This window comes from Salinivibrio sp. SS2 (genome assembly GCF_001722075.1).
GTDB lineage: Bacteria > Pseudomonadota > Gammaproteobacteria > Enterobacterales > Vibrionaceae > Salinivibrio > Salinivibrio proteolyticus.
In genome coordinates, this window is sequence record NZ_MEBP01000066.1 from 89,427 (window position 1) to 115,003 (window position 25,577).

Sequence of the window (25,577 nt, forward strand, 5' to 3'; positions counted from 1 at the left end):
CATGTATAAGTAGCCGTTAGCCTCTGACGGGCATACCTAGTCCTATGACTTTGTTTATGGCTTTGACATTCGCCATGATTTCACCAACTTGAGCGTTGTAACATCTCAAGCTCAATTTACCGCTTGTTAGTCCTTTATATCGAGACATTGCGGTCTCAGATATTGAGCGATAGTGATAACCAGATTCAGCTTTCCACTTTGCTATTGTGCCATTTTTCAGAGCTACCACCGCTTCGTTTCTGGGATGACCATCCTCCCAAAGTGCTGCATTCTTCCGAGGCGGTATCAACGCAGTACAACCTTTCTTTTTCAGAGTCTCATGACAATTTTGGGTGTCATATGCTCCATCGGCAGATACAGCAGTAATCTTTCTGCGTAATGGATTGAGCAACGTCGGTAGCACTTCATTATCGCCAACATTTACAAGGCTGACTTGCGCACTAACAGCTTCGTGAGTATCCACATCAACAGCTAAGTGTAGTTTACGCCATGTTCTGCGTTTTTCTGCGCCATGCTTTTTCACTTTCCACTCACCCTCGCCAAAGACTTTAAGGCCAGTTGAGTCAATAGCTACATGGCGAATAGCTCCTCTAGATTTATTGCGATATTTAATCTGAACCGTCTTCGAGCGTTTGCTGATACAGGTGTAGTCAGGGGACGTCAGCGGAACATCCAATAACTCGAAGATCGAGTCAATAAAGCCTTGAAGTGCACGCAATGGCAGAGAGAAAATACCCTTGAGCATCAAGGCAGTTTCAATCGCTGTGTCTGAATACTGAAAGCCTCTACCACGCTTGCCATGATGGGTTTTGCATTGCCACGCATCTATGGCGGTGTCATCTATCCAGAACGTAACTGACCCACGCTTGCACAGAGCCTTATTGTACTCCGCCCAGTTAGTTATCTTCTTTTTTGCTTTACCCATGTCACCACCGTTCTAGCCATCACAAAGGATCAGATCGCAGAACTTGGAAAAGGTTCAATGGATTTAGGCAACAACGCCTGTATCAACTAATCTTTTTGTAAAATCTAAAGACAAAGACTCCATCGTATTCTTATCATAATTTGAATAGAGATTGTAGAAATCGATATCAATGACATCCACTTTTCCTTTATCTATATCTCCAAAATGTAACCTATTTGGATATGCTGCTACTTTAAAACATATAAACTCATCACCCCAGTTGTTTAACGGTGCTAAAACGACATCAACAAAATTTTTTATCGTTGCCTCATCGACTTAGCTCGTTCCCACGTTCCTGCGTGGGAACGAAAGATCAGAAAATTCAAAGTACTACAAAAATGCCACGCTTTGTGAAGTCGTCTTAAAGCGTTTGTTATAAGGGCCCTAACATTCGCTCTATCTGATTTTTTCTAATTTTGTAGTCTGTGCCTTTCGATATATCCGACTTCGTCATTGTTGAGTTTGGCCCAATCAAGACAGAATCAACGACACTTGAAAACGGAATAGTTACATATCTTGAATGCTTTGTATACGTTAAACCTAATTTCTGATGTAATTTTTGCTTTCGGTTACTATATTCACTGAAGAAAGCGTCTGCCAATGCATCAGACTCTTTCGTACTAAAAAACCCCCATCGTGCTAACTGACTACAAAAAAACAAGAACAACGAAAAGTTGTCAGAGACCACAAAACGAAACTCTTTTTCTTCCTCGTACGGGGTTGGAGATTTGATAAAGTTTCTCCAGTACTCCAAGAAGAAAAACCAGATAGTAGTAGCCATATTATTTAACTTAGGATTGGCTGCCTGTACTGCAGGTAGCAACGCCTCCAAGAACGAATTTAACCAAGCTTCATCGTATGAGATGTAGCAGCACTTCAGATAGTCTGGGAATAATTCGAAGTCTTCAAGAGTCTCTTCTAAGTAGGCTATGTAGTTGGCTGTCGAAATACGAAGACATATCCCTTTGCCTTTGTTACCATAGCTTTCCCACAGATATCCATTCCGACTTGTTGTAGTGTTAGATTGGATGAAAACATGATCATTGGACAACGCAGAATTTAATACATTTGCAAAGTCGTGTTTCTCAAGAGTCTCATTATTCGTGATACAACCGCTAATTCTACTTTCGATATCTAGTTTAACTTTTCGTTCTAACTGATCTTCAAAATTACTGATAGTGAACATACGAATTGTATCGGACTCAACCATGGAGTAAAAACTCTCCACCGACGTGTAATGATAGACATAATCAGGAAGTTCGATATTGAATTGATTATCAACGCCTTTTAGAAAACCAAAGAATAGGTTTCTCGCGCCGTTGAGCTGAGCTTGTATTTCTTGATTCATATTTTCTTTGCTTATTTAACCAGCTAAGCTTATACGCCATGCGAAGCGGCCGATTTGGAGGCGCAACCGCGCCGGAAAAGCGGTCCGCTTGCGCTACTGGTTATGCCTTTACTGGTAGCTGATGTTTTCGATCGAAGCCCAACCAGTTTTTCCTGTACATTCGCCACTGGTGATTTTGACTTGGCGCCACATATCAATGCCGGAGTGAGATGCCTTCTTACCGGTTAGCACAATTTCTGTCCCGGCTGGCGCCATACAAACATGGCTATCTTTGTCCATCGCTGCTGTTACTTCTGGTTTGGCGACGACCAGAACGGCTCCGGAGCTTTGGTTTCTGAGGATGTATGCCTTACTGGCCCCGTAGGAGTCGCCACCTTGGTTTATATTTATCGTCCCGTTGTTCTCGTTTATGACATGGTTTTTATTGCCATTTATTTCTTGACTGTTAGAGGCCGCTTGCATTGAATACACGCCAATTGCCAGCCCTAGAATAGAGGCAATAGATCCCCAAAAACCGATTTTCTTCATCACTGATAGTTCCTTATATTTTTTGATCAATTGTCCCCCATAGGGCATAACATTGCATTAGCGTAAATGCTCGATTTTTAAAGCCATCATACGCCACATTTAACCCATAACCACATAATACTAATTAATTTTCCTGTTTTTATCATCAAGCATTCAGCGGTTACAGTACGCATGTCGCCTATCTCCACTCGGGCATTCACACTATCCCCAAGCGTGAAAGTGGAACCATCCATTCACCACGCTACCGCCGATCAGTTGTCGGCACCTAACACGCCATTTTTTGGCTATTTTGCGGGTTAGTGTATCAAGCGCTGTTTTGCTTTTCGTGCGCTATTGTCCAAAGTGTTAGCCAAACCATGTTTTGTGAGACGGGTACAAAAAAAGCGGCCTGGGTGGCCGCTTGGGATCTCGACGTGGTTTGTGCCTAACGCGCAAAGCGAGTAGCGTGGAAGGCGAGGTGTTCATCAATAAAAGTACTGATGAAAAAGTAGCTGTGGTCGTAGCCGGGTTGCATGCGCAAGGTGAGCGGGGAGTTGTGCTTCTCTGCCGCTTGTTTCAGGGCTTGCGGGTTAAGCTGCTCGGCCAAAAAGCCGTCTTTGTCGCCTTGGTCCACCAGCATCGGCATGGCGGTGGGGCCTTGGGCGAGTAACACGGTGGCATCGTAGGCTTGCCATGTTTGTTCGTCATCACCTAAATAGGCACTAAAAGCCTGTTTGCCCCATGGGCACTCGGTGGGATGACAAATCGGGCTGAACGCGGAAATGCTGCTGTAGCGTGAGGGGTTACGCAAACCAATCACTAGCGCGCCGTGGCCGCCCATGCTGTGTCCGGCAATCGCGCGCTGGTTGTTGACCGCAAAGTGCGATTCAACAAGCTCCGGCAGTTCGTGAGCAACGTAGTCGTACATCTGGTAGTGCGACTGCCACGGCGCTTGGGTGGCATTAACATAAAACCCCGCCCCTTGGCCGAGATCGTACTGATTGGCATCCGCCACGTCATCGCCGCGCGGGCTGGTGTCCGGTGCCACAATCGCTATGCCCAAGATACCGGCTTGTTTAAACGCGCCGGCCTTTTGCATAAAGTTTTCGTCGGTGCAGGTTAGGCCCGAGAGCCAATAGAGCACCGGCACGGGTTGTTTTTTCGCTTTTTCGGGCAGAAAGATCGCAAACGTCATTTTGCCGTTGGTGGTGCTAGAGTCATGCTGCCAACGTTGGTGCCAACCGCCTGCGACTTTGTTTTCGCTTATTTTTTCTAGTTGCATGGTTATTTTACCGCCGCGTTGCCACGGCGGCCGTCCTGTTATTTATCCATGTGGATCACGCTGCGAATGCTTTTGCCTTCGTGCATCAGGTCAAAGGCACGGTTTACTTCATCAAGGCCCATGGTGTAGCTAATAAATTCTTGTAGGCCAAATTCACCATCGAGGTAGCGCTCGACAATACCGGGCAGCTCCGAGCGGCCTTTAACGCCACCAAACGCCGAGCCTTTCCAGACGCGCCCTGTCACCAGCTGGAACGGACGGGTCGAAATCTCTTGGCCAGCGCCAGCAACCCCAATGATCACTGACTCGCCCCAGCCTTTGTGGCAGCATTCCAGTGCTTGGCGCATCACATCCACATTACCGATACATTCAAACGAATAATCAACGCCGCCGTCGGTCATCTCCACAATCACTTGTTGAATTGGCTGATCGTAGTCTTTTGGGTTAATCACATCGGTGGCGCCCAGCTGCTTGGCAAGGGTGAATTTGCTCTCATTGATATCAATGCCGATGATGCGACTCGCGCCGGCCATACGCGCGCCAATCACCGCGGATAGGCCAATACCGCCTAAACCGAAAATCGCCACCGTGTCGCCTTTTTCTACTTTGGCAGTGTTCATTACCGCGCCCATGCCAGTGGTCACGCCACAGCCAAGCAGGCAGACTTCTTCGAGCGGTGCGGCTTTGCTTACTTTCGCCAAAGAGATCTCGGGCAGTACCGTGTATTCCGAGAAGGTCGAGCAGCCCATGTAGTGGAAAATGGTCTCGCCGTTAATCGAAAAGCGTGAGGTACCGTCTGGCATCAAGCCTTTGCCTTGGGTTTCACGCACTGCGCCACACAGATTGGTTTTACCCGAGCGGCAGAATTTACACTCACCACATTCGGCGGTGTAAAGCGGGATCACATGGTCACCCACTTCCACACTGGTCACGCCTTCGCCGACCATTTCAACAATCCCGCCGCCTTCATGGCCTAGAATGGAAGGAAATACCCCTTCAGGATCGTCGCCCGATAAGGTGAACGCATCGGTATGGCACACACCAGTTGCGACGATTCTGACCAACACCTCGCCCGGCTTGGGCAGTTCAACGTCAACCTCTTCCATTTTCAGTGGTTGGCCTGGCCCCCATGCGACGGCGGCTTTGGATTTAATGTGGGTTTGTCCCGGCTTGATGGTTAGTGCCATTGCAGAATCCTTTTGAGTTCAAGGGAGTAATTCGTGTCACGCTATACTAGCTAAGTTGCTTTTCGTTATAATCCAGCAAAATTGAAAATTATTATTTCACTCACGTAATAATGCATTGTCCGATAATATAGACAGGATAGACAGTCATGGCGCCCCATTGGGAAGGATTAAACGAATTTTTAGCGGTGGCTGAGCACGGCAGTTTTACTCAGGCCGCTTATAAGTTCGACACCAATGTGGTGGCGGTAAGTCGGCGAGTTGCGGCGCTAGAAGCCCATTTGGGGGTGAAGCTTTTTCACCGCACCACCCGTAAAGTCACGCTAACGGATGAAGGCGAGCACTATTATCAACGTTGCCGTCCGCTAATGGCCGCCTTGCAAGAGGCCGAGCAAACCATTACCCAATCACAAGCGCTTCCCACCGGATTAGTGCGGGTGACGGCGCCGGTGAATTTTGGCGAACAATATATCGCGCCCTTGCTGGCCCCCTTCTTGCGGCAATATCCTCATGTGTCGGTGGACTTGCACCTGACCAATCGTCGAATTGATTTAATTGAAACTGGTACCGATGTGGCGATCCGTATTGGTCATCTCGCAGATTCCAGCCTGAAAGCGAAACGCTTGGGTTCTCGACGGCTCTCCATTTGTGCCAGCCCAGCGTATTTGGCAGCACACGGCCGGCCGCAGACGCCAAGCGATCTCAATCGCCATGTTTGTTTGGTTGGCTCCAATGAACATTGGCATTATCAAGCGAGCAATAAAGTCCGCACCCTCACGGTTTCGGGGCGGCTGCGCTGTAATTCTGGCGTGGCGTTACTCGAGGCGGCCAAGCAAGGTATAGGTGTCGCGCAGTTGCCGCATTATTACGTGCAAGAGGCCTTAGCCGAGGGAACATTAGAAGAAGTATTGGTGGATTATCGGATAGAGGAAGAAGGTATTTGGGCGCTTTATCCACGCGGACGTCAGCTTCAGCCCAAAGTGGCGGCATTATTGGCGTATTTAGCCCAACACTTGCCTACTCAACCCGCCCCCGATTTTTAACCGCCACTCTGGAACCCGCTAAAAAATCGCCAGCACAAGGCTGGCGATCGGGTCGAAGTGTTCAAAAACGGTCGATTAGTCACGCGACGCGCGCAGTGACGTGTCCGCTTTGTTAATCGCTGAGACTTTAAACGCGCCCACATAGTGATCGAGAGTGCGTGCAAGCCCTGCTAAGTCTTGGCTACTCGCTTCTAGGCTATGGCTATCGTCCAGCCCGGCTTGCGCCGCTTGGTTAACCGTATCCATGTTGACGTTAATTTCATTTGCTACGCTTGATTGCTCTTCGGTCGCCGTTGCCACATGGGTGTTCATATCCAAGATGGTGCTCACTTGCATCGCGATGCTTTCTAGCGCCGTCAGTGCTTGCTCGGTCGCGCGGTTCCCTTCGCTGGTGAGAGCTTTACTGGTGTCCATTGCCTCAACCGCGTTTTTCGCTTCTTGCTGAAGCTGATCAATGGTCGATTGAATCTCTTCGGTTGATTGCGACGTTTTGGTCGCCAGACTGCGTACTTCATCCGCCACTACCGCAAAGCCACGTCCCGCTTCGCCAGCACGTGCCGCTTCAATGGCTGCGTTCAAGGCAAGCAAGTTCGTTTGCTCTGAGATGCCACGGATCACGTCCAAAATGGAGACAATCGACTGGGTGCGATCAGCCAGCGAGGTGATCACGGTCGACATGTTGTCCATCTCGGTGTCGAGTTGGTTGATGGTTTGGGTCGCTTCGGTCAAGGTTTGCTTACCGGCTTCGGTTTCGCTGTTGGCTGACGAGGCCGAATCTGCGGCGTTTGACGCACTTTGCGAAATTTCGTTGATGGTGGCGATCATCTCATTCATCGAGGTCACGACCAGCAGCGCTTGCTCGCTTTGTGATTCACCGCGTTTCAGCGATTGCGCGGCTTTGTCGCGCAGCGACTCGGCTGAACGGCCAAGCTCTTCACCGGTTTCCACTACATGTGCAATGATTTGGTCGATTTTTTCGACGAAGGTGTTAAAGGCCACCGAAATACGGGTGATCTCGTTGTTGCCAGTGACAGGCAAACGCACAGTCAGGTCACCGTCCCCTTTCGAGATATCGGCCAGCGCGTGCTCAAGGCCTTTCAGCGGCGCGAACAGTCGGCCCAATAGCCATACCAGCACGAGGGTACAGGCAATAAAAATCAAGCCAATCGCGGTCAGCTGCGCAATCGCAATGCCGTTGGCCGCGCTATCCACTTCTGTAATTGGGATCCCAACATCAAACGCGCCCCATAGGCGGCCATCGACGTAGATTGGCATCATGATGTCGTACACCCACACATCTTGCACATCAGCGTACCAGCGTGAATGCTGTGGTTGACCTTGGCCAGCCCCCGCCACTGTGTAGCTGTCGGTGTAGACTTTGCCCAGTTTCTGCATATCACTGTGGGCAATAGCTTTTACGTTTTTATCAATGACGACGGCATAGCTGATGTCACTGCGTACTTTGAGACCGCTGACCATCTCCTGCAAATCGTCGGTTGGCGTTGACGAGTTCGACAGAATGTATTCGGCGCGATCCGCAAGCAGCTCTGCCTGCGCTTTCGAACGCTTGAGAATGATGTGGTCGATTTCATCGTGTGAGATAAAAGTTGTGGCGGTGATGCTGGCAATTGCCGCCACCGCAAACATGGCACACACCACGATTAAGATGAGTTTTTTCACTACGCTACCTTACTGGCAATGGGAGGGGCGGAAACCGTCAACGTCGGCGTGCTATAAGCCGGTAGCCTAATTCGGCCAAAAGGGGCGAGAGACGGCTGACTTCCTCTCTGTACATGGATGTCAGCGCAAATAATAGCGACAGCGTAACTGATAAACAAGTTACGCCTCGCAAAAGTCAAATAATCATGCGCGGTTACGCACAAAATCATATCGCTTGCATTGACGATGAAAGGCCATACCGTTCGCCAATTTTTCTGACATTTTAGGCGGTCCCAAATCGCGTGGCAGGAAAGTAATTAAGCAGTTTGTGGAGCGCAAAACACAGCATTAAGGTGAGCACTATCGCCACAATATTGCTGCTGACGCGGTAAAGCGCATCATACATAAAATCTTGGCTGGGACTTAAGTATTGCCCAAACAAGATCCCCAAGGTGGCCATGGCGCCAAATCCGACCCCTGATCCACTGGCTTCTTTCACATGGGCTTTGGCGAATAAAAGCGTCCCTATCCACAAAAGCGGCGCGACCAAGATCAACACCCCAAACCAGTCATACAGTATTACTTGGCATGCTACCCCATACGCGACGCCAAGCACCGTGCCTACCGCGCGTTTTCGCGCATAACTTAACGTGCCGTTCCAGTGCATGGGAAACAGCAATAACACAGTCGTGGCTTGCGCTGAAATGGAGTCGCGCAAATCAAACAGCTGAAAGACCACAAAGGAAATGGTCGCTAACGAGGCTCCCATTAATGCCTCGTGGCGCATACGGTGAGTCTGTTTTCCTCCCGCGGGCATGGCAGGCGGCTGACGCTCAGTCACATCCGGGATCAGCCACGTCACCAAGTAGGCGATCAATACCGAGAGGATATTGGCCCCTAAGTTACCAAAAACGAGCGTGTTAAGTGGCAAATCTGGATAGCTGGCAAAATGCAGCATAATGCTCAGGCTCAATACACTGTTGGCACCAAACAGAAAAAAGCGCCCTTTAGACATGCACGCAAATTTGTAGGTGAACAGCACAAAGACGAGTGGCGTCATCAGCCCCGGGTGTGCTCCCAATAAGCCACCGAGTACACCTACTTCTAAGCCACTGATCACCGCGGAAGCAAGCAATTGGCGCGCCGCGCGACCGTTCATCACTGGGACTAAGCCCAGCAGTAGCATGGGGGTAACGGTAAAAAATACCCCAAAGTTACAATCAAAAAACTTGCATACCGTAAAGCCCAATGTGGCGCCGGTAGCAATCCGCAAACACTGGCGCACATCGTTATCACTTAAGGGGTGATGCCATAAAGCCATCGTTCACCTCCTTAGTAGATGTAGTGCAGCAAGCTTAAAAAGCCGACTTGGGCACTGGCGAATACGGCTCCAATCCCGCTGTCTGGCATAAGTTGCACTGTGGCACGTGCGCCGGTCGGCAGCGCATGAGGGGGCCATTCATCGAGTTGAATGTGCAGACGCATCCGCTGCGCATCACGCACCCAACGGTTCGAGTTGGAAGGCGACGCCAGTTGCCCGTTGGCATCGATCTGTCCAGCACTGACGCCCGCATCCACGCTACTCACGTGTCCCGCGTAAAGCTTGCCCGGTTCACTATCAAACGCTACCTTCACCGGCGTGCCGGTGTGCACATCGCGGACACTTTTTTCACGAAAGTCGGCAATCACATCGGTGCGCTCAGACACCAACGCCATCAATGGCTGTCCAGCGCTGGCATAGGCTCCCACGTCCAATTGCAGATTAGTCACCACGCCGTCATGGCTGGCTTTTACTGTGGTGTAGGATTGATTTAATTGTGCTTTCTTTAGTTTGCTCAATGCCACTTGTTCAGCAATGTTGCTGGCACCGTCACCGCCCCGTTGAATTTGCAGCGCACTGACACGCGCTTTGGCCGCTTCCCAATTGGCTCGAGCAGTATTGGCCGCACTGATTGCATCATCACGCTGCTGCTGAGAAACACCATTTTTAGCGAATAAGGCTTTCAAGCGTTTCGCTTCACGCACTTTCTGCGCCATCACCGACGCCAAGGCCGAAACATCTTGCCGCGCCGCCATCAATGACGCATCTAATTGGGCATTGGTTTGTCTGGCTTGAGCTAAGGCGAGTTTGGCTTGGTCGACCGCAATCCGATACGGGATATCATCAATTTGGAACAATACGTCCCCTTGATGCACGCCTTGGTTGTTTTCCACCACCAAGGCACTGACCGGCCCGCTCACCTGTGGTGCTACTTTGGTGACGGTGCGTGTCACCATGGCATGAGGCGTTAATGGCATCACGTTATCCGCCAGCAAAAAATAGCCAAAGAGCAACACAAAACTGAGAGCGGCTACTTTTACCCAACGCGCAAATTTTTCATCCGGTGTCATTCGTACTTTTTACCTCTGTTATTGTTCTGTGCTCTGGTTATCTTTTGTGGTGGCGGTATAGTCCATCGCATTTTGATTAATGGTGACCAGCACCCGCTCCAAAGCGTCAAAATCTTCGGCGGCAATGCCCGCCAGCAGATGCTTACGTACCCGCAACACCCGCGCTTCAATGCGGCTCATTAATTCACACCCGCTTTCAGTGACATGCACGGTTCGGGTGCGCTTATCTTCTGGCAAGCAGCGCCGCGTGATCAGGCCCTGCGTTTCAAGGTGTTTTAAGGTCCGCATTAATGAGCCCAGCTCAATTTCGAGCGCCTGCGCCAATTCACTCTGGCTGATGCCATCGCCTAACCGACGCAGCATCCACAGCGCACTCCAGCGTGGATAGCTCAGCCCCAATGGCGCCAGCTCAGAATCGGCGACACGACGCCACAATCGCGCCGTGCGTCCTAAATGTTCAGCAATCGACATGTGTTCAGGATGTGACGATGTCATGCGCTTTCTCCCTCAATCAAAATTACTTAGCCTGCTAAGTAATAAGTAGCAATCACTATAAAATAGTTAGCAGGCTAAGTAAATATAAAAGTGATTTGTGTCACATAACAATGGCGGGGTACTGGCGCGATAGCCGCTCGCCGCCGTTGGTTAACTCTGATAATCTAGCGCGCGTCATCGTTTTGTTTGTAAAGGGATTACTATGCAAGAACTCTGGGATCGCCATATTCGTTATCGCAGCCATCGCATTGATGTGCCGCTGGATCATCATGATGCCACTAGCCCATCGATTTCGGTTTTCGCCCGTGAAGTGGTTGATACGCGCAAAAATGAACAAGATTTACCGTGGTTAGTCTATTTTCAGGGCGGGCCTGGGTTTGAGTCTCCTCGTCCGAATGGGGCAAGCGGCTGGCTAAAACGTGCTTTAGACGATTACCGCGTGTTGTTGCTCGACCAACGCGGCACGGGCTTGAGCTCGCCGGTCAATCACCAAACTCTCGCCCACCTCACGCCTGCCGAGCAAGCAGCGTATCTGAGCCATTTTCGAGCCGACAGCATCGTGAAAGACGCCGAGTGTTTACGCGAGGCGTTAGGCATTAAGCAATGGGCGATCCTCGGACAAAGCTTTGGTGGGTTTTGTGCCCTCACCTATTTGTCGTTCTTTCCACAATCGCTATCACGCGCCTTTGTCACCGGCGGTATCCCGCCGCTCGAGGGACACGCCGATGCGGTGTATCAAAAAACCTATCAGCGTGTGGAAGACAAAAACCAGCAGTTTTTCGCCCAATTCCCCGACGCACAAGCCCGCTGTCACGAGATTGCCCAGTATTTGCAAAACAATACGGTGACGCTGCCAAACGGTCAGCTGTTTACTGTTGAGCAATTCCAAACGCTGGGACTGAATCTCGGTCGCGGCCATGCCGGGCTGCCGCTGTATTACCTACTAGAGCGAGCCTTTATAGAGGTGAATGGTGAGCGTACCTTAAGCTACCCGTTCTTAAATGCGATGCAGGCTGACCAAGGGTATTTAACCAACCCGTTTTACGCTATTTTGCATGAATCGATTTACTGCCAGCAGCAGGCGTCGCAGTGGTCAGCCCACCGGGTGCGCGATCAATTCCCGCAGTTCCACTATCAGCCCGATCAGCCGTTCCGGTTTACTGGCGAAATGGTTTACCCGTGGATGTTTGATCAACTGGCTACCCTTAAACCGCTCAAAGACGCCGCCATGTTACTGGCGGAAAAGAGCGATTGGCCGGCGCTTTATGATCTCGACGTACTCAAGCAGAATACGGTGCCGCTCGCCTGCGCCACCTATGTGGATGACATGTTTGTTGAGTTCGATTATTCCCGTCAAACCTTGGCGCAGATTGCCAACAGTCAAGCGTGGATGACGAACGAGTACGAGCACAATGGCATTGGCGTCGATGGTGAACGTATTTTGGATCGCTTAATCGACATCGCAGATAGCCTTGCCGCTCGCCAAGGCTAGTGACGCTCCGCTGCGCATCGTCCCAACAGTGTGTTGTCGCAGCGGAATTTTTCACCACTGCAAACTGTGATCTAATTCAAATCAAAAAATCCACGCTCAACACGTGTTACGTTCTTTGTCAGTACCGATTGAACTCGGGAAAATGCGATAAAAATCGCCCGCTCGCCTTCAAGGCAGCCTGACTGATCAGCGTAAACCACGCCCCCACCAGCCCAGACTAGCCAAGTAGGCACACTGGCTAACGATGCTTGCATGTTATGTTAATTGGCGTAGTATTATTGCGTTTCCTCGGGTTACAGGACGCATCCCAGCACGGTGTAGGCTCAGGAGCATGAGACCCTCACTTCATCGTCGTTTTTTCTTCTTAACCTTTGCGTTCACACTGATGAAAATTGTAAGTAAATCAAGCAAGAAAAGGGCAGTATTTTATAAATCTAGCGTTTTCTTCGATAAGCTGTGGTCACGCGATAAAACGCCCGTTTCCGTCTTATTGTTAGCGGTTGTTATTGGCCTGCTCGCGGGTATTGTGGTCACCTTCTTTGAACTCGCGATTCACTCTCTTTCTCAAACACGTACCGAGTGGCTCGATAGCAATATCACCTCAATGATTCCATTGGGATTACTCGCCTTTCTAATCAGTGCGGGTCTTGCCTTAATTGGCTATTGGCTGGTGCACCGGTTTGCGCCTGAAGCCGCGGGATCGGGTATTCCTGAAGTAGAAGGCGCCATGGAAGGTATCCGTCCCACACGATGGTGGCGGGTAATCCCAGTGAAATTTTTTGGTGGTTTGGGCGCGCTAGGCTCAGGGATGATTTTGGGCCGAGAAGGGCCGAGTGTCCAAATCGGTGCCAATATCGGCCGAATGGTGACAGATACCTTCCGCATTCACGACCGTAACACCAATCAAACCCTACTCGCATCAGGTGCCGCCGCAGGCTTAGCCGCCGCGTTTAATGCCCCGCTTGCGGCGATCATGTTTGTGGTTGAAGAAATGCGGCCACAGTTTCGCTACACCCTCATCTCCATTAAAGCGGTGATCATTGCGGCAATCATTGCTGACATTGTGTTTCGCTATATCAATGGCCAAGATGCTGTCATTGTGTTGCCTCAATACGAGACACCGCCACTGATTTCGTTGTGGTTCTTCTTAGCGTTGGGGTGCTGTTTTGGTGTGTTTGGGGTGATCTTTAACTTCCTGATCATGCGCTTTCAAGATTACTTTCAACGCTTGTATCAAAACAGCCAAAAGCGCGTGTTGATTGTGGGATCAACCTTGGGGGGCGTGTTTGGTTTACTGTTGGTGTATGCGCCTGAACTCACGCACGGCGGCATTAACCTCGTCCCTGATTTTGTTACGCTTAACTATTCAATTAGTGCACTGCTGTTTATTTTTATGGCACGCACGCTGCTGACGGTCATCTGCTTTGGTTCCGGCGCACCGGGCGGCATTTTCGCCCCCATGTTAGCCCTTGGCACCTTGCTGGGAACCGTCTTCGGTTTGATGATTGCGAATCTCTACCCTGACATGGGCATTGAACCGGGCATGTTTGCGATTGCGGGAATGGGCGCTCTGTTTGCCGCGACCGTGCGTGCGCCGATTACCGGTATTTTGTTGGTGATTGAGATGACTAACAATTACTACCTGATCTTACCCCTGATTATCACCACGCTGGGTGCCACGCTGTTTGCCCAATTGCTGGGTGGCCAACCGATTTATACCGAGCTGTTACGCCGAAAAGTACGGCAACAAAAGTTGCAGGTTGAACAGCAGCCATAATCATAAGCCATGTTTGGCAAGGATAGCGGCTGTCGTGCCGCTATCTCTCATGTCTCTTAATACCGTATTAAGTGGTGCGATTAGTCGCTGATGACGTTGATGCAAGACGAGAAAAACCTCGGCAGTCTCAACCGGTTTTTCTCCTATTCGTACGTCAGTAAATTGCTCTTTCTCGATAATACTTCGAATGCCGCCGTAGCCTATCATCGCTTGAACTCGCTGACTATTAACCATATTCAGTGCATCGCGTTCTGTTCTAGCGCGAATAAGCTGCCATTGATAGCGTTTTGCGATTTCTACATTAACCTGATCACCAATAACTCCCACGACATATTGGTAATCTTCTGGCTTTAAAACATGTGTGTGTCCAAATAGATAATAATTAATCGACATGAGTGACTCTTCTGGATACAGCGCTTCGGGAATATCTTGATAGGCAAGTCGTGTCCGGCCAAAATCAGCATCAATAATCCCTTTGGTCAGTGCATTTTCCGACCGTGCGAGTGGCATTTCCATCCATGTCAGTACAATACGCTCATCAATGGCAGTGAATGCATGCTCTACAATCGCTTTGGTTGCCAAAGAAACAGAGTCAGTTGCATCGCGATAAGCAATCGTTAGTGTATTTGCCATGACACTCAACGGTAGCCAGCAGACTATAAGTATCCATACTTTTTTCACATTACTACTCCAAGGACCCTTATCCTTTTAGAGATTAGAAGACCACAGTCGTATCGTCTACGCGCTTATTCGTGACGCCGTCACCTTTAGTGCACCACTAGGTTCTGCCCACGCTATGTAACATGGCAAGGCATGACGTTCGGTCGGGAAGTGATTCAAATTCAGCCCGCACGATCAGCCCCTCTAACAGCGTCATCACCGCATCAGCAGCCGCCTTTGAGCCAACAATCTGTTCAATTAAGCCGTGAATTTTGTCTTTGTGCGCTTTGGCAATCGCTGCAATTTGGCTGTCTGTACTGCTCTTAAATTCGCCAATCGCGTGCATAAACATACAGCCTTTAAAGTCGTCTTGTTTAAACCACGCCAGATGCCAATCGAGGAGTGCCGTCAATTGGGCATCTTTATCCTGGTGCGCATCAATAGCCTGCTGCAGTCCCTGCTCAAATCTTGTATGGCGCGCTTGCAGCACAGCCTCAATCAAGGCCGATTTAGCACCAAAGTGACGGTACATCGAGGTCTTTGAGACCGCGGCTTCATCACGGATTTTGTCGACGCCCACCGCAGTGTAACCAAACTGATTAAATAACGACTCGGCTACCGCCAAGATGTGATCGCGCTTACTCATCATGCTCTCCAAAAAAGACTTGCCACGAAGTGTACCGATCTGTACTCTTTAAAACAACGTGTACAGATCGGTACACTTTAATCAACCATAGAAGGAACGACCATGAAACGACTCAAAGGTGGCGGTGCGTTACCGCCTAAACCGACTTGGATTCAACTGACAAAAGGCTTGCTGGGTGGATTTTTCGGTATTCTCACCTTAACCGTGCTGAACCATACCACCGGCGTGCCCTGGCTGATGGCTCCCTTTGGCGCAACCTGTGTGATTTTATTTGCAGCGCCTCAGTCGCCGCTCGCGCAACCGAGAAATGTGATTGTGGGTCACTTACTGACCGCCAGTGTGGGGTTGGCGATGCTGTATGGAGTGGGAAATGAAAGCTGGATGATCGCACTAGCAGTTGGCCTTGCAATTATGCTGATGCAAGCCTGCCGCGCCGTCCATCCACCAGCAGGAGCGAATCCACTGGTAATCATGCTAGCGGGGACTCAGGTGGTAGGCATCGATTATTTGTTTACGCTTGTGCTCGCAGGCAGTGTCGCACTGGTAACCATTGCAGCAGTGATCAATAACCTCGGTGAACCGCACCATTGGCCTGTGTATTGGCATGGGATCAAGCGAGGCTAAGCGAGAGCCTTGCTAGTTTCAATCAGTCAAAACCTAGCAAAACAGGCGCGATTAAATTGCGCCTGTTTTGGTGTCGCCTAACGATACCGTGACCAATAGTCAGCCCTGTATCATCCCGCAAACACTAACCAAGCGCCAATGACAAAGGCACCGCCAAGCACGAGAGTTTCTAAAAAATAACTGCTTATGACGTTATACAGTTTCATACCTAACCAACCTTTTTTGCGGCTAGAGTAACAACATAAAACTGAACATAAGCTGTCTACATAAAAAGACAACCATTACAAAGAAGGACCAAACTTGGCTAGGGTGAAATTCGCACTGGCTCGGATTTAAGTCACGTATTTCCGCACTCAGAGACCATTGGAAAAGTCACCGTAAAACCATTGCCATAGTCAGAAAAGTACGGACTCTGAATCATAATACTCGCGTGATGCTGTTCCACAATGTCTTTGACAATCGACATTCCCAACCCCGCCCCATCACCTTTCTCGGTATGACCGCGGAAGAATTTATCAAAAATACGGCTCTTAATTTCGTCCGATATCGCGTCGCCAGAATCAATCACTTCCACCACGACGGTATTGGCTGAGTGGCTGGTGATCACACTGATAGATGCGCCTTTTCCTGCATAGCGAATGGCATTATCAATCAGGTTAGTAAATAACACTGACAACATCACAGGATGGCCTTTGACCCACAGGCTCTCTTGCCCTTCAAGCTCTATTGACTGTTGTTGTGTCAATGCCATCGGTGCGAGCGCAGCGATTTGTTCTCGCAACAATGGAACAATATCTACCTGCGTGACTTCGGTATTTTTTTGCTGCTCCACCCGCGAAAGCATGAGTAACTGTTGGATAACACGATCAGTTCGATCGATGCCATTCAGAATATTGGTCAAGTCATTATCACGTTCCGCTTCTGTGGTCGCAGACAAGGCGTTTTCTGCATTGAGTCGCAGTACCGCGAGGGGGGTTTTTAACTCGTGTGCCGCAGTGCTGACCAAACGCTTTTCACGCACCCAGGCATTATTCAACTGAGAAAATAAATAATTGATCTGCTTGACGAGTGGTGAGAGTTCAACGGTGGGTTGTGATACATGAATATGATCGAGATTATCAACACTGCGCGCAGCGATCGTCTCTTTTAATTCGCCTAGCGGCCTAAATGCGCGGCTAACTAACACCACAACAATAACCGCTAAAAGTGGGATCAATAGGAGCTGGGGTAAGCCAATGGTCAACGAGACTTCTGTCATCAACTCTTGGCGAATCGCCTCTTTTTCCGCCACCAGCAGACTCGCTTGCCGTTTGTCCGGCAGTGTGAATACTAATAGGAAGGTGCGCCACTGTTCACCTGCTGCGGTAACCATATCAAATCCGGGGTTGTCTGATGTCCCTATCCATTGCGCCGGTGCGTTCGGACTTTTGGCAACTAATGCATCATTAACACGGTACTGAAAAAACAAATTATCTTCGTAGGGGTGACCAAATGGTGTGGTCGTATCGTCATCTTTTGCGTTGGCAGTGATCGCGTTTAACCAATGGGTATAGCTTTGTGTAAAGTTATCTGGCGGCTGATCTCCCCAGCTCATTACCGACAGTGCCAACGTTTTTGCCGATTGCCCCAATCGCGCGTCATAGACTTCATTAATTTCATGACGAGCTTCGCTATACACCAGCAGCCAAGAGACAAACATTAACACCCCCACCACACACACAGTGCTGAATGTAAGATGGCGTTTTATTGAATGTGGGCGCTGTTTATTTCTCAATGATATACCCAACCCCACGAATGTTTTGAATCAAGGTTCCACCCGTTTTTTTGCGTAAATTGTGAATATGGACTTCAATGGCATTCGGACTAATTCCCTCATCCATACCATGAAGCGCTTGTTGAAGTTGATCTTTGCTCATTACTCGACCAGCGTGCGCCATCAGTGTGGATAACAGCTTGAACTCGTTAGGAGTTAACCGAATAGGTGCACCCTCCATATCCACTTCACCCGTTGCCATCGACAATGTCACGCCATGGCATGACATGGTGGTATCGGCATAACCGGAAATACGCCGAATCATGACGCGCAGACGCGCCAATAGCTCTTCGAGCGCAAAAGGTTTGATCATGTAGTCGTCGGCTCCACCATCTAACCCTTTCACACGGTCATCAATGTCATCGCGTGCGGTCAAAATCATCACAGGGATATCGCTATGTTTGCGGCGAATTTTACGCAACACATGAAGTCCATCAGTGTCTGGCAAGGTTAAGTCGAGAATAATAGCGGTAAAGCTTTCGGTATTTAACAGGGCATCCACACCACCGCCTCGCTGCAACCAATCAACGGTATAGCCGTGACGCTGCAGCGACGCCACCATGGACTCCCCTAGCATGCAATCATCTTCGACGAGTAGCAGCCTCATTGCTGATTAAGCTCCTTCAGTTTTTGGATAATTTCTTGTTGGCGTCCTTGATCAGCAAGAGGACGGTCCGGCCGTGCAGGGGCTTGCTGTGCATGCTTCAAGAATGCCACAGCGAGATTTGTTTTTCCGGTATCCGCCAGAAATTCGCCATAAAAATAGTTCGGATCGATACCGTCTGGATTGATCGCGAGTGCTTTTTTAAACAGCTCAGCAGCCTTATCGTCATCACCAAAGGCGAGTGGCCAGCCCGGCACTTTGTGGTACAACGTCGCGAGGCTCGTTAGGGCCGAACCGTCCAGCGTTTCCGGCGCCTGTGTTATCACATCTTCCAGTAGGATTTTTGCATCCTTGACCAAGCCTAATGCTCCCATGCCACCCTCAACCCCGGCTAGCGAGCTCTTATTGATGGCAAGCCATATTTTCAGATCATGACGCGCTGGTTGAGCAAGGAGTGCAATTTGCGTGTCATCGATTAAACGGTCGAAGCACGCCTCTTTGTCGTCACTGCTGTCGACAGTATAGTTACACTGTGCCCAGCGCGTCTGGATCTTAGCCAAGATAGGGTCGGCCAGCGCTGTCGCACTGATCAAAGAACAACTGAATGCCCATACGGTAATATAAAATGATTTACGAATAGTCATGGTGCGATTCCTCTACAACTGGCAAGCCTTGAGGCGTATTGGCGTGAAAATCAATGATGTCTTTTTGTTTTGCGATTCCATGACCCACTAACGATGGAAAAAGTTGATTCAGACGAACAAACAGTTTTTCGGGCCACCCGAGCCACGTCGCAAAGCAACGCTTTTCGATGGCACGAATAATGTGATTCGCTACCCACTCTGATGAGTCCACATGATTTCGCAATTGCTTATTCATCGCCGTTGCACGAGCATCATTTAACGCCGTCTTAGTTGCTCGAGGCGCGATATAAATGGCACACTGCTGAGTGCCATGTAGCTCCCGATTTAACGCTTCGGTAAAGCGATACAAGCCTGATTTCGTCGCACCGTAATTGGCATATCCGGGGAAACCGATACCAGCAAAGGTTGAGCCAATGTTGGCAATGAGGCCTGTCGGTGCGAGCCACTCAAGTGCATGTTTGCAAAGCAAAATGGGGGCGGTTAGGTTGATGGCAATTTCATGTTCAATACTGTCATCCGCGCGCATGGATAGATAATTGAAACCATTTACCCCCGCATTATTGATCAGTATTTCTATTGGCGTACCTTGTTGACCCAGCCATCGTGCATGCTGATTCACCTTGTCTCTGCCCTCTGCTGTACCAATGTCTGCTTCGATGATCTGATGATGCTCGTCATTCACAAGCTGTTTTTTAAGATCATGCAACGCATTGAGATGGCGGCCGACGAGCACAAGTATTGCGCCTTCTTTTGCCAGTGCATCAGCCAGAGCTCGGCCAATGCCCCCTGTCGCACCTGTTAGCAATATAATTGTGTTTTTCATTACCGCCTCCTATGCCACTTGGGTCTGTGTCGTGGTCATGGGAAGTGCTCGCAGCATTGATTCATACAGCGCATAAACACGCTTCGCACTATCAATGATGGCTTGTTGGTCCGCGGGATCCGTTACCTTGTTCATCAAATCGGCAAAATAGCCAATATGCTCTACATCCAAGGTGCTGTGTGACGTTAAATACCGCATCGCTGTATCGGGTAGAGAAAGCGTTTGCTGGATCAGTGCGGCCATCGAGCCGCCGATTGATACACTCGTCCCTTCCAACACCCAAACCATGCCAAATAGAGCCATTGGGTTATTACGGTCAATTTGGTGATATAAATACGCCACCATCATCTCAATCCCTAACCCGACTTGGCCCTCACCACAGTTAGCCTTCGCTAGTTCGGCATCAAAGCCACATGCGCGCAAGTCATCCAAGATCCATTCATGGTGACCTTTCTCTTCCTCAATGTATGCGCCGAGCGCTTGACGTAACCATTCATAGTGCTCCGGCAACCGAGAACCACAGGCCATCAGCAATGGAACGGTATGCTTCACATGATGATAAGCCTGAACAAGAAAGGCCGTGTAGGTTTGCAGCGTAATCGCCTTATCGTCACAAGCCTCAATCACAGGCACACTCAGCATTGAGGCTCTCGCCTGAGCGGTTTCTTTCTCTAGTACATGGAAAAAACCTTGATTATCCATAAATCCTCCTAGGAATGTGCCGTGAGTGGCAGGGTTTCTTCAGTCAGTAATGATTGGGCCGAAGTGTTAAGTTTCGGCTCAAATTGTTGGCAAAAGACATCGCGTTTAGGGCGGCCATTTGCCGTAATTAAATGGGGTTGCTGATGAAAAGGAGCGGTAAATATCACCGCTCGGAGCTGCGCATAATCGGGCAGTTGGTTGTTAAGCTGGATCAGCTGCTGCTTTGCTTGATCAGGAGAGTCGCTACCAATAATGGCAGTCAGGTAGTCCTTCCCCTCTCCCAATACCACCATGTTGCTAAGCGCCGAATAGGCCATAGCTTCCGCCTCAATCCATTCTGGATGGATGTTGCGGCCAAAAGCCGTAATGAGTTGATTTTTTTTGCGACCTTTCACGTACAAAAAGCCGTCATCATCAAACTCACCGATATCTCCCGTCGCAACGACGCCTTGGTGAGGGTGAAAGTCGCGATCCAGATAGCCTGAGAATGTCGCGCCCACTACCATGATTTCACCGTCTGAAGCCAGAAAAACACGATGGTGAGGTAACGGTTTACCCACACTGCCAACACAATGGTGCTCGGAGGTATTCAAACTCACCACTGATCCGCACTCCGATAAGCCATAGCCCTCAAAAACCGATAAGCCAAGCCGACTTGCTGCGCGCAATAAGGCCGGTGCCACCTTTGCGCCTCCGACAGCAACGTGCTTGAGATCGGCAACCGCACCAGGATGCTGTTCACCAAGATGGATGACGGCTCGCAATAAAGCAGGGGTAAGTACCAAGCTTTGCGGACGATAACGAATCAGTCCGCTCATCAATTGATTCAGGTTTAACTGGCTTGAGCCGATCAGCCCCAAGTCATTGCTGGATGGGATCACTGTCGTCACCCCAAGCAATAGAGGCACGTAAACACCCGTAATATTCTCCAGTAGTGTGGACAAGGGAAGGACGACTAAATGACAGGAAGGTACCGCAGTGGTGGAGACGGTACTGGCAAGCGATACACTAACGCTCTCCAGCGTGGCTGCGCTCAATACCACGCCCTTGGGAGAACCAGTCGAGCCTGAAGTAAACGTGACCTTTACGGCAGGAGGCAAAGCTGGCAGTGCGTCTACGTCTCGTGCATGGCATGGTAATCCAGCCAATGTAGTCACAGATGCGTGGCTTAATGCGACATCAGGGTGTAGCGAGCCAATCACCCAATCTACCCTCGCAGTCTCCAAGACATGCTGTTGTTGGTCCGCCGTAAAAAAGGGCGGGATCGGTACAATTGAGATGCCTGCATACGCAGCGGCAAGATCGATCAATACCCAACTAACACTGTTGTCACCGGCAAGCCCAATCATCTGTGTATCGAGCGCCAATAGCGTTTCACTCAGCGCCCTGATCCGTCCCCAAAGCGCTTGGTAGGTCAGTATCAGGCAGTCGCCAGATGCATCCGACCCGTGAATGGCAACCTGATCAGGTTGGGATCTGGCATAGTCAGCCAAACGTTCAAATAAGACGCGCATTAGCATTCTCCGTATGGCAGTGTTTAGACACAATCCGCGCCAACTGCTCAGCACCTTGAGCAAGGTTACCGGCACAGACACGAGGCATCCGCGTGTAGTAGTTGCCCCATTGATCAGTGGCGGGCTGTAGACAACTCGCTTCCGCACCGGTCAGTAGATGGGGCTCAAGGCCAAATCGTCGCATAAGTGCATATAGCGGCCCTGTGGCAGTAAATACACACCATAGGTATCCGTGTGACAGCAGCCCATTCGCTAAAGCGTGGAAATGTGGTAGTGACGTTCCCGAAGAGAATGAGGCCAGTTGCCCAAACTCAATCACTGAGTTACGCGTGATCACTTGCTGATAGTGAGCGCTAAGTACGTCAGCCACATCGTCGGTAAGGTATTGTTCGAGAAAAAGCGGCTGATACGCAGCAGGGCGATAGCCGCACACCGACAATAAGCGATCGTCTTGTCCTCTCAGGCAGGACAAATAAGGCATGAAGGTGGTAATTGTCGCGTTGAAGGCTTGTTGATAGCGTTCAGCAATATACGCCTCTATTTCAGCGCGATTCGCTGAGTCTGGTGTAACAATGTCAAATCGACTCGCTGAATTAACCATAGCGGTGACATCCTTTATTAGCTGATTGTCACTGAGCTTACGGCGCGATACTTAAGAAAAGCTTAAGAAGCTCCTCCTGCCGATAAAAAATGCACCCCAAAAATCTATCCAATTGTAAATTATAACTTTTTATTTTTTGCCCCTCTTAAGTGATTCTTAAGTTTCCTCTCATAGAGTGAAGACATCACCACATGAGAGGACATTACCATGACCGCTAACACCCCACGACCATTTAAATGGGACAGAGTCGTCCGGTTCAGCCATTGGCTGATTGCTGCATTATTCTTTGCCAATATGAGCGTCACGGAAGAAGGCAGTGACATTCATCGCTGGTTTGGGTACGTGATCCTTGGGGCCATTGTCTTACGTCTGATTTGGGGAATGCTCACGCATTCAGAAGCACGACTAACCCGTTTTATTCCCTCGCTTTCTGCCGCTCGTGCTCACTTCAGCAACCTTATACGCGGACGTGATCATACAAGCTCAGGTCATAACCCTGCCGCAGCACTTATGATTTGGAGTCTTTGGGGATTGCTTCTCGTCACCATTTTGACTGGCTGGACAATGACGCAGTCAGGTGAAGAGCTCGAATGGTTAGAAGAAGTCCATGAGTTTGCTGCCAACGCAACCCTGGTCCTCGTCACTATCCATGTTAGCGCCGCCATTTTGATGAGTCGTTTTGGTAAGCGTAACTACATTAAATCTATGCTGCGTTAAGTGGTGGAAAGATGACAAGCCTTCGCAATTTTAGACCTATTATCGTTTTCTTTTCTCTTGCGCTCGTCCTGCTTAGCCTATCGAGAGTCGGCTTGCTTGTTTGGCAACATAAGCAGTTGAGCCAATGGCAAGATATCTTCTATATCTTACTCCAAGGATTACGTGTCGATATTGCCACCCTCTGCTGGCTATATACCCTACCGGCTTTTTTATTGGCACTGCTGCCAACCTCTGGAAAATTGGGTCGTGGATTTGTTTTTATCTTGCGGAGTTGGTTGGTCTGTGGGTTAGTTGTGTTAGTTTATATGGAGCTTGTCACGCCTTCGTTTATTTTAGAATACAACTTAAGACCGAATCGACTATTTCTAGAGTACTTAGTGTACCCTAAAGAAGTCTTTTCCATGCTTTGGAAGGGCTATAAATTACCGTTATTCCTAGGACTCTTTGGCACGTTATTCGTGGGTTTTTTCAGCTGGCGACTAAGCGGCAAGCTTATCCAGACAGAAAACCAGCCACGCTGGTGGACACGGCCTATTCTTGCGGTGTGTGTGATTGCTTTCGGTGTCATGGGAGCACGTTCAACTCTGCAACACCGCCCACTGAACCCAGCACTTGTCGCCTTTTCAACGAATCCGCTATTAAATGATTTAGTACTCAACTCTTCTTATTCGTTGATTTTTGCCGCCAAATCCATGGCGTCCGAGCGTAATGCTGAAGAATACTATGGCGATATGCCGCTGAATGATGTCATTGCAACGATCAAACGATACTCGCCGGCCAGCACCAACTATATTACGTCTGACACCATACCGACACTAAACGTGCGCCATCCTTTCGAGGCGAAACGAAAGAATTTAGTGATCTTATTGCAAGAAAGTTTAGGCGCACAATTTGTTGGCAGATTAGGCGGCTTACCGCTAACACCACATTTGGATAATCTGATGGATGAAGGATGGAACTTTACTCAGATTTACGCAACAGGTACGCGTTCTGTGCGTGGTATTGAGGCTATAACCACAGGGTTTACACCGACCCCATCTCGCGCCGTCGTTAAATTGTCTAAAAGCCAAACAGGGTTCTTTTCCATCGCCTCATTACTTCAGCAAAAGGGGTATACCACTCAGTTTATCTACGGTGGAGAAAGCCACTTCGATAATATGAAATCATTTTTTCTCGGTAATGGTTTTCAAGATATTATCGATTTCCCTCAGTTTGACCAGCCACGCTTTGTTGGATCTTGGGGAGTTTCAGACCAAGACCTATACACCATGGCTGATAAACAGTTTCGGCGTTTACACCAAAGTGGGAAACCCTTTTTCAGCTTGGTATTTACTAGTAGCAATCACTCACCTTACGAATATCCAGATGGCCAAATCACGCCTTATAGCCAAGAGAAACATACCCGCTTTAATGCCGTAAAATATGCTGACAAAGCATTGGGCGACTTCATCCACCAAGCTCAGCAGTCCGATTACTGGAAAGATACCATCTTCTTAATCATTGCCGATCATGATGCACGCGCAGTCGGCGCGTTACCTGTGCCGATTAAACATTTTCATATCCCAGCATTGATCCTAGGTAAAGACATACCCCCGAGAGAAGATAACCGCCTCGCGAGTAGTATCGATATGCCCCCTACGTTACTCTCCCTCATTGGCGTTGAAAGTATATCGCCGATGATAGGTCATGATTTAACTCGCCCATTATCTCAACACTATCAGCGTGCTTTGATGCAGTTTGATAAAAACTTCGCTTATCTCACCCATGATTCAGTGATTGTTCTGCGACCAAACAAAGCCCCGCTTGGCTATTACTATGATGCGAAGAGTCAGACTGCACGCCCTCAACCTGTAACAGACGAGATGATAAAGCGCGCTAAGGCACACGCTTTAATAGGCGGAAAACTGTATCGACAAGGTTTATATACCGTATCATCCACTCATATCACGGAAACGTCGGTACTCGCTCAACACCATGGTAAGCAGCCACATCGAGTAGGGTGAGGCGTTGCCGCCTCATCCCTCCCACCACCAGAACAGTACAGACCTCGTATACGGCCACGCACCAATACATTCAACAATACACAC

General features: G+C 49.4%; 25 protein-coding genes and 1 pseudogene. 6 read left to right on the forward strand and 20 right to left on the reverse strand.

The features are described from left to right. Window positions 1–16 precede the first annotated feature (16 nt). The 5 genes from BGK46_RS06765 to BGK46_RS06785 all read right to left on the reverse strand — a co-directional run bounded on the left by BGK46_RS06765 (window position 17) and on the right by BGK46_RS06785 (window position 5,288). On the reverse strand, window positions 17–925 hold the full coding sequence (locus BGK46_RS06765; RefSeq protein WP_069587901.1) for an IS5 family transposase: 909 nt from the start codon (window positions 923–925) through the stop codon (window positions 17–19). 412 nt (window positions 926–1,337) lie between these two features. Next, entirely contained in the window at window positions 1,338–2,312 is a 975-nt protein-coding gene (locus BGK46_RS06770) for a DUF2971 domain-containing protein (protein WP_069587903.1), read from the reverse strand. Between the two features lie 108 nt (window positions 2,313–2,420). Continuing rightward, window positions 2,421–2,843 (reverse strand): hypothetical protein, encoded by a 423-nt coding sequence (locus tag BGK46_RS06775; protein WP_139130746.1) that lies wholly within the window; start codon window positions 2,841–2,843, stop codon window positions 2,421–2,423. A 421-nt stretch (window positions 2,844–3,264) separates the two neighbouring features. Continuing rightward, window positions 3,265–4,101 (reverse strand): S-formylglutathione hydrolase, encoded by an 837-nt coding sequence (gene fghA / locus BGK46_RS06780; protein WP_069587905.1) that lies wholly within the window; start codon window positions 4,099–4,101, stop codon window positions 3,265–3,267. A gap of 38 nt (window positions 4,102–4,139) precedes the next feature. Beyond that, window positions 4,140–5,288, reverse strand: coding sequence for an S-(hydroxymethyl)glutathione dehydrogenase/class III alcohol dehydrogenase (locus BGK46_RS06785; protein WP_069587906.1), 1,149 nt, complete (start codon window positions 5,286–5,288; stop codon window positions 4,140–4,142). Between the two features lie 146 nt (window positions 5,289–5,434). Here BGK46_RS06785 and BGK46_RS06790 point away from each other — a divergent pair, with 146 nt between their 5' ends. Then, the gene (locus BGK46_RS06790) at window positions 5,435–6,328 is read left to right on the forward strand and encodes a LysR family transcriptional regulator (protein ID WP_069587908.1); all 894 of its coding nucleotides are present in this window, start codon (window positions 5,435–5,437) and stop codon (window positions 6,326–6,328) included. A 75-nt stretch (window positions 6,329–6,403) separates the two neighbouring features. Here BGK46_RS06790 and BGK46_RS06795 read toward each other — a convergent pair whose 3' ends face one another. The 4 genes from BGK46_RS06795 to BGK46_RS06810 form a co-directional block, all read right to left on the reverse strand. Next, window positions 6,404–8,008, reverse strand: coding sequence for a methyl-accepting chemotaxis protein (locus tag BGK46_RS06795; RefSeq protein WP_069587910.1), 1,605 nt, complete (start codon window positions 8,006–8,008; stop codon window positions 6,404–6,406). Window positions 8,009–8,270: 262 nt separating this feature from the next. Further along, window positions 8,271–9,308, reverse strand: coding sequence for a DUF2955 domain-containing protein (locus BGK46_RS06800; RefSeq protein ID WP_069587911.1), 1,038 nt, complete (start codon window positions 9,306–9,308; stop codon window positions 8,271–8,273). 11 nt (window positions 9,309–9,319) lie between these two features. Then, a complete protein-coding gene (locus BGK46_RS06805) occupies window positions 9,320–10,378 on the reverse strand; it encodes an HlyD family secretion protein (RefSeq protein ID WP_069587912.1) in 1,059 nt (352 codons plus the stop codon). Between the two features lie 18 nt (window positions 10,379–10,396). Next, complete coding sequence (locus BGK46_RS06810) at window positions 10,397–10,873, reverse strand: MarR family winged helix-turn-helix transcriptional regulator (RefSeq protein WP_069587914.1); 477 nt, start codon at window positions 10,871–10,873, stop codon at window positions 10,397–10,399. 202 nt (window positions 10,874–11,075) lie between these two features. Between BGK46_RS06810 and BGK46_RS06815 the strand changes: the two genes are divergently transcribed. Then, window positions 11,076–12,365, forward strand: a complete 1,290-nt coding sequence (locus BGK46_RS06815) for an alpha/beta fold hydrolase (protein ID WP_069587916.1) — start codon at window positions 11,076–11,078, stop codon at window positions 12,363–12,365. Between the two features lie 71 nt (window positions 12,366–12,436). Here BGK46_RS06815 and BGK46_RS06820 read toward each other — a convergent pair whose 3' ends face one another. Beyond that, on the reverse strand, window positions 12,437–12,619 hold the full coding sequence (locus BGK46_RS06820) for a hypothetical protein (protein WP_069587918.1): 183 nt from the start codon (window positions 12,617–12,619) through the stop codon (window positions 12,437–12,439). Between the two features lie 77 nt (window positions 12,620–12,696). Here BGK46_RS06820 and clcA point away from each other — a divergent pair, with 77 nt between their 5' ends. Beyond that, window positions 12,697–14,142, forward strand: coding sequence for a H(+)/Cl(-) exchange transporter ClcA (clcA, locus tag BGK46_RS06825; protein WP_371440463.1), 1,446 nt, complete (start codon window positions 12,697–12,699; stop codon window positions 14,140–14,142). On the opposite strand, the gene BGK46_RS06830 is transcribed toward clcA, so the two are convergent. Continuing rightward, window positions 14,143–14,775: a substrate-binding periplasmic protein gene (locus tag BGK46_RS06830; RefSeq protein ID WP_069587920.1), complete on the reverse strand. Its 633-nt coding sequence runs from the start codon at window positions 14,773–14,775 to the stop codon at window positions 14,143–14,145. Window positions 14,776–14,920: 145 nt separating this feature from the next. After that, the gene (locus BGK46_RS06835) at window positions 14,921–15,448 is read right to left on the reverse strand and encodes a TetR/AcrR family transcriptional regulator (RefSeq protein ID WP_069587921.1); all 528 of its coding nucleotides are present in this window, start codon (window positions 15,446–15,448) and stop codon (window positions 14,921–14,923) included. Between the two features lie 102 nt (window positions 15,449–15,550). On the opposite strand from BGK46_RS06835, the gene BGK46_RS06840 reads away from it, so the two are divergent. Continuing rightward, complete coding sequence (locus BGK46_RS06840) at window positions 15,551–16,072, forward strand: HPP family protein (protein ID WP_069587923.1); 522 nt, start codon at window positions 15,551–15,553, stop codon at window positions 16,070–16,072. Window positions 16,073–16,409: 337 nt separating this feature from the next. On the opposite strand, the gene BGK46_RS06845 is transcribed toward BGK46_RS06840, so the two are convergent. The 8 genes and pseudogenes from BGK46_RS06845 to BGK46_RS06875 all read right to left on the reverse strand — a co-directional run bounded on the left by BGK46_RS06845 (window position 16,410) and on the right by BGK46_RS06875 (window position 22,773). Beyond that, entirely contained in the window at window positions 16,410–17,771 is a 1,362-nt protein-coding gene (locus BGK46_RS06845) for a sensor histidine kinase (RefSeq protein WP_254659666.1), read from the reverse strand. A 64-nt stretch (window positions 17,772–17,835) separates the two neighbouring features. Then, window positions 17,836–18,150 carry a winged helix-turn-helix domain-containing protein gene (locus tag BGK46_RS18005; RefSeq protein ID WP_371414255.1) on the reverse strand — a complete coding sequence of 105 codons (315 nt, stop codon included), beginning with the start codon at window positions 18,148–18,150 and terminating at the stop codon, window positions 17,836–17,838. Next, window positions 18,123–18,492, reverse strand: a pseudogene (locus tag BGK46_RS18010) (response regulator); the annotation flags it as partial. The gene BGK46_RS18005 and the pseudogene BGK46_RS18010, both read right to left, overlap by 28 nt. Next, a complete protein-coding gene (locus tag BGK46_RS06855) occupies window positions 18,489–19,133 on the reverse strand; it encodes a tetratricopeptide repeat protein (protein ID WP_069587930.1) in 645 nt (214 codons plus the stop codon). The gene BGK46_RS06855 and the pseudogene BGK46_RS18010, both read right to left, overlap by 4 nt. Beyond that, the gene (locus BGK46_RS06860; RefSeq protein ID WP_069587933.1) at window positions 19,120–19,956 is read right to left on the reverse strand and encodes an SDR family oxidoreductase; all 837 of its coding nucleotides are present in this window, start codon (window positions 19,954–19,956) and stop codon (window positions 19,120–19,122) included. The genes BGK46_RS06855 and BGK46_RS06860 overlap by 14 nt, the downstream gene beginning before the upstream one ends. A gap of 9 nt (window positions 19,957–19,965) precedes the next feature. After that, window positions 19,966–20,658, reverse strand: coding sequence for a TenA family transcriptional regulator (locus BGK46_RS06865; protein ID WP_069587935.1), 693 nt, complete (start codon window positions 20,656–20,658; stop codon window positions 19,966–19,968). Between the two features lie 8 nt (window positions 20,659–20,666). Then, window positions 20,667–22,172 carry an AMP-binding protein gene (locus tag BGK46_RS06870; RefSeq protein WP_069587937.1) on the reverse strand — a complete coding sequence of 502 codons (1,506 nt, stop codon included), beginning with the start codon at window positions 22,170–22,172 and terminating at the stop codon, window positions 20,667–20,669. Continuing rightward, window positions 22,156–22,773, reverse strand: coding sequence for a thermostable hemolysin (locus BGK46_RS06875; protein WP_069587939.1), 618 nt, complete (start codon window positions 22,771–22,773; stop codon window positions 22,156–22,158). Before BGK46_RS06875 ends, BGK46_RS06870 begins: the two co-directional genes overlap by 17 nt. A 207-nt stretch (window positions 22,774–22,980) precedes the next feature. Between BGK46_RS06875 and BGK46_RS06880 the strand changes: the two genes are divergently transcribed. Both BGK46_RS06880 and BGK46_RS06885 read left to right on the forward strand, forming a co-directional pair. Then, window positions 22,981–23,490, forward strand: a complete 510-nt coding sequence (locus tag BGK46_RS06880) for a cytochrome b/b6 domain-containing protein (protein WP_069587940.1) — start codon at window positions 22,981–22,983, stop codon at window positions 23,488–23,490. Window positions 23,491–23,501: 11 nt separating this feature from the next. Further along, window positions 23,502–25,493: an LTA synthase family protein gene (locus BGK46_RS06885; protein ID WP_069587942.1), complete on the forward strand. Its 1,992-nt coding sequence runs from the start codon at window positions 23,502–23,504 to the stop codon at window positions 25,491–25,493. The last annotated feature ends 84 nt before the right edge of the window (window positions 25,494–25,577 follow it).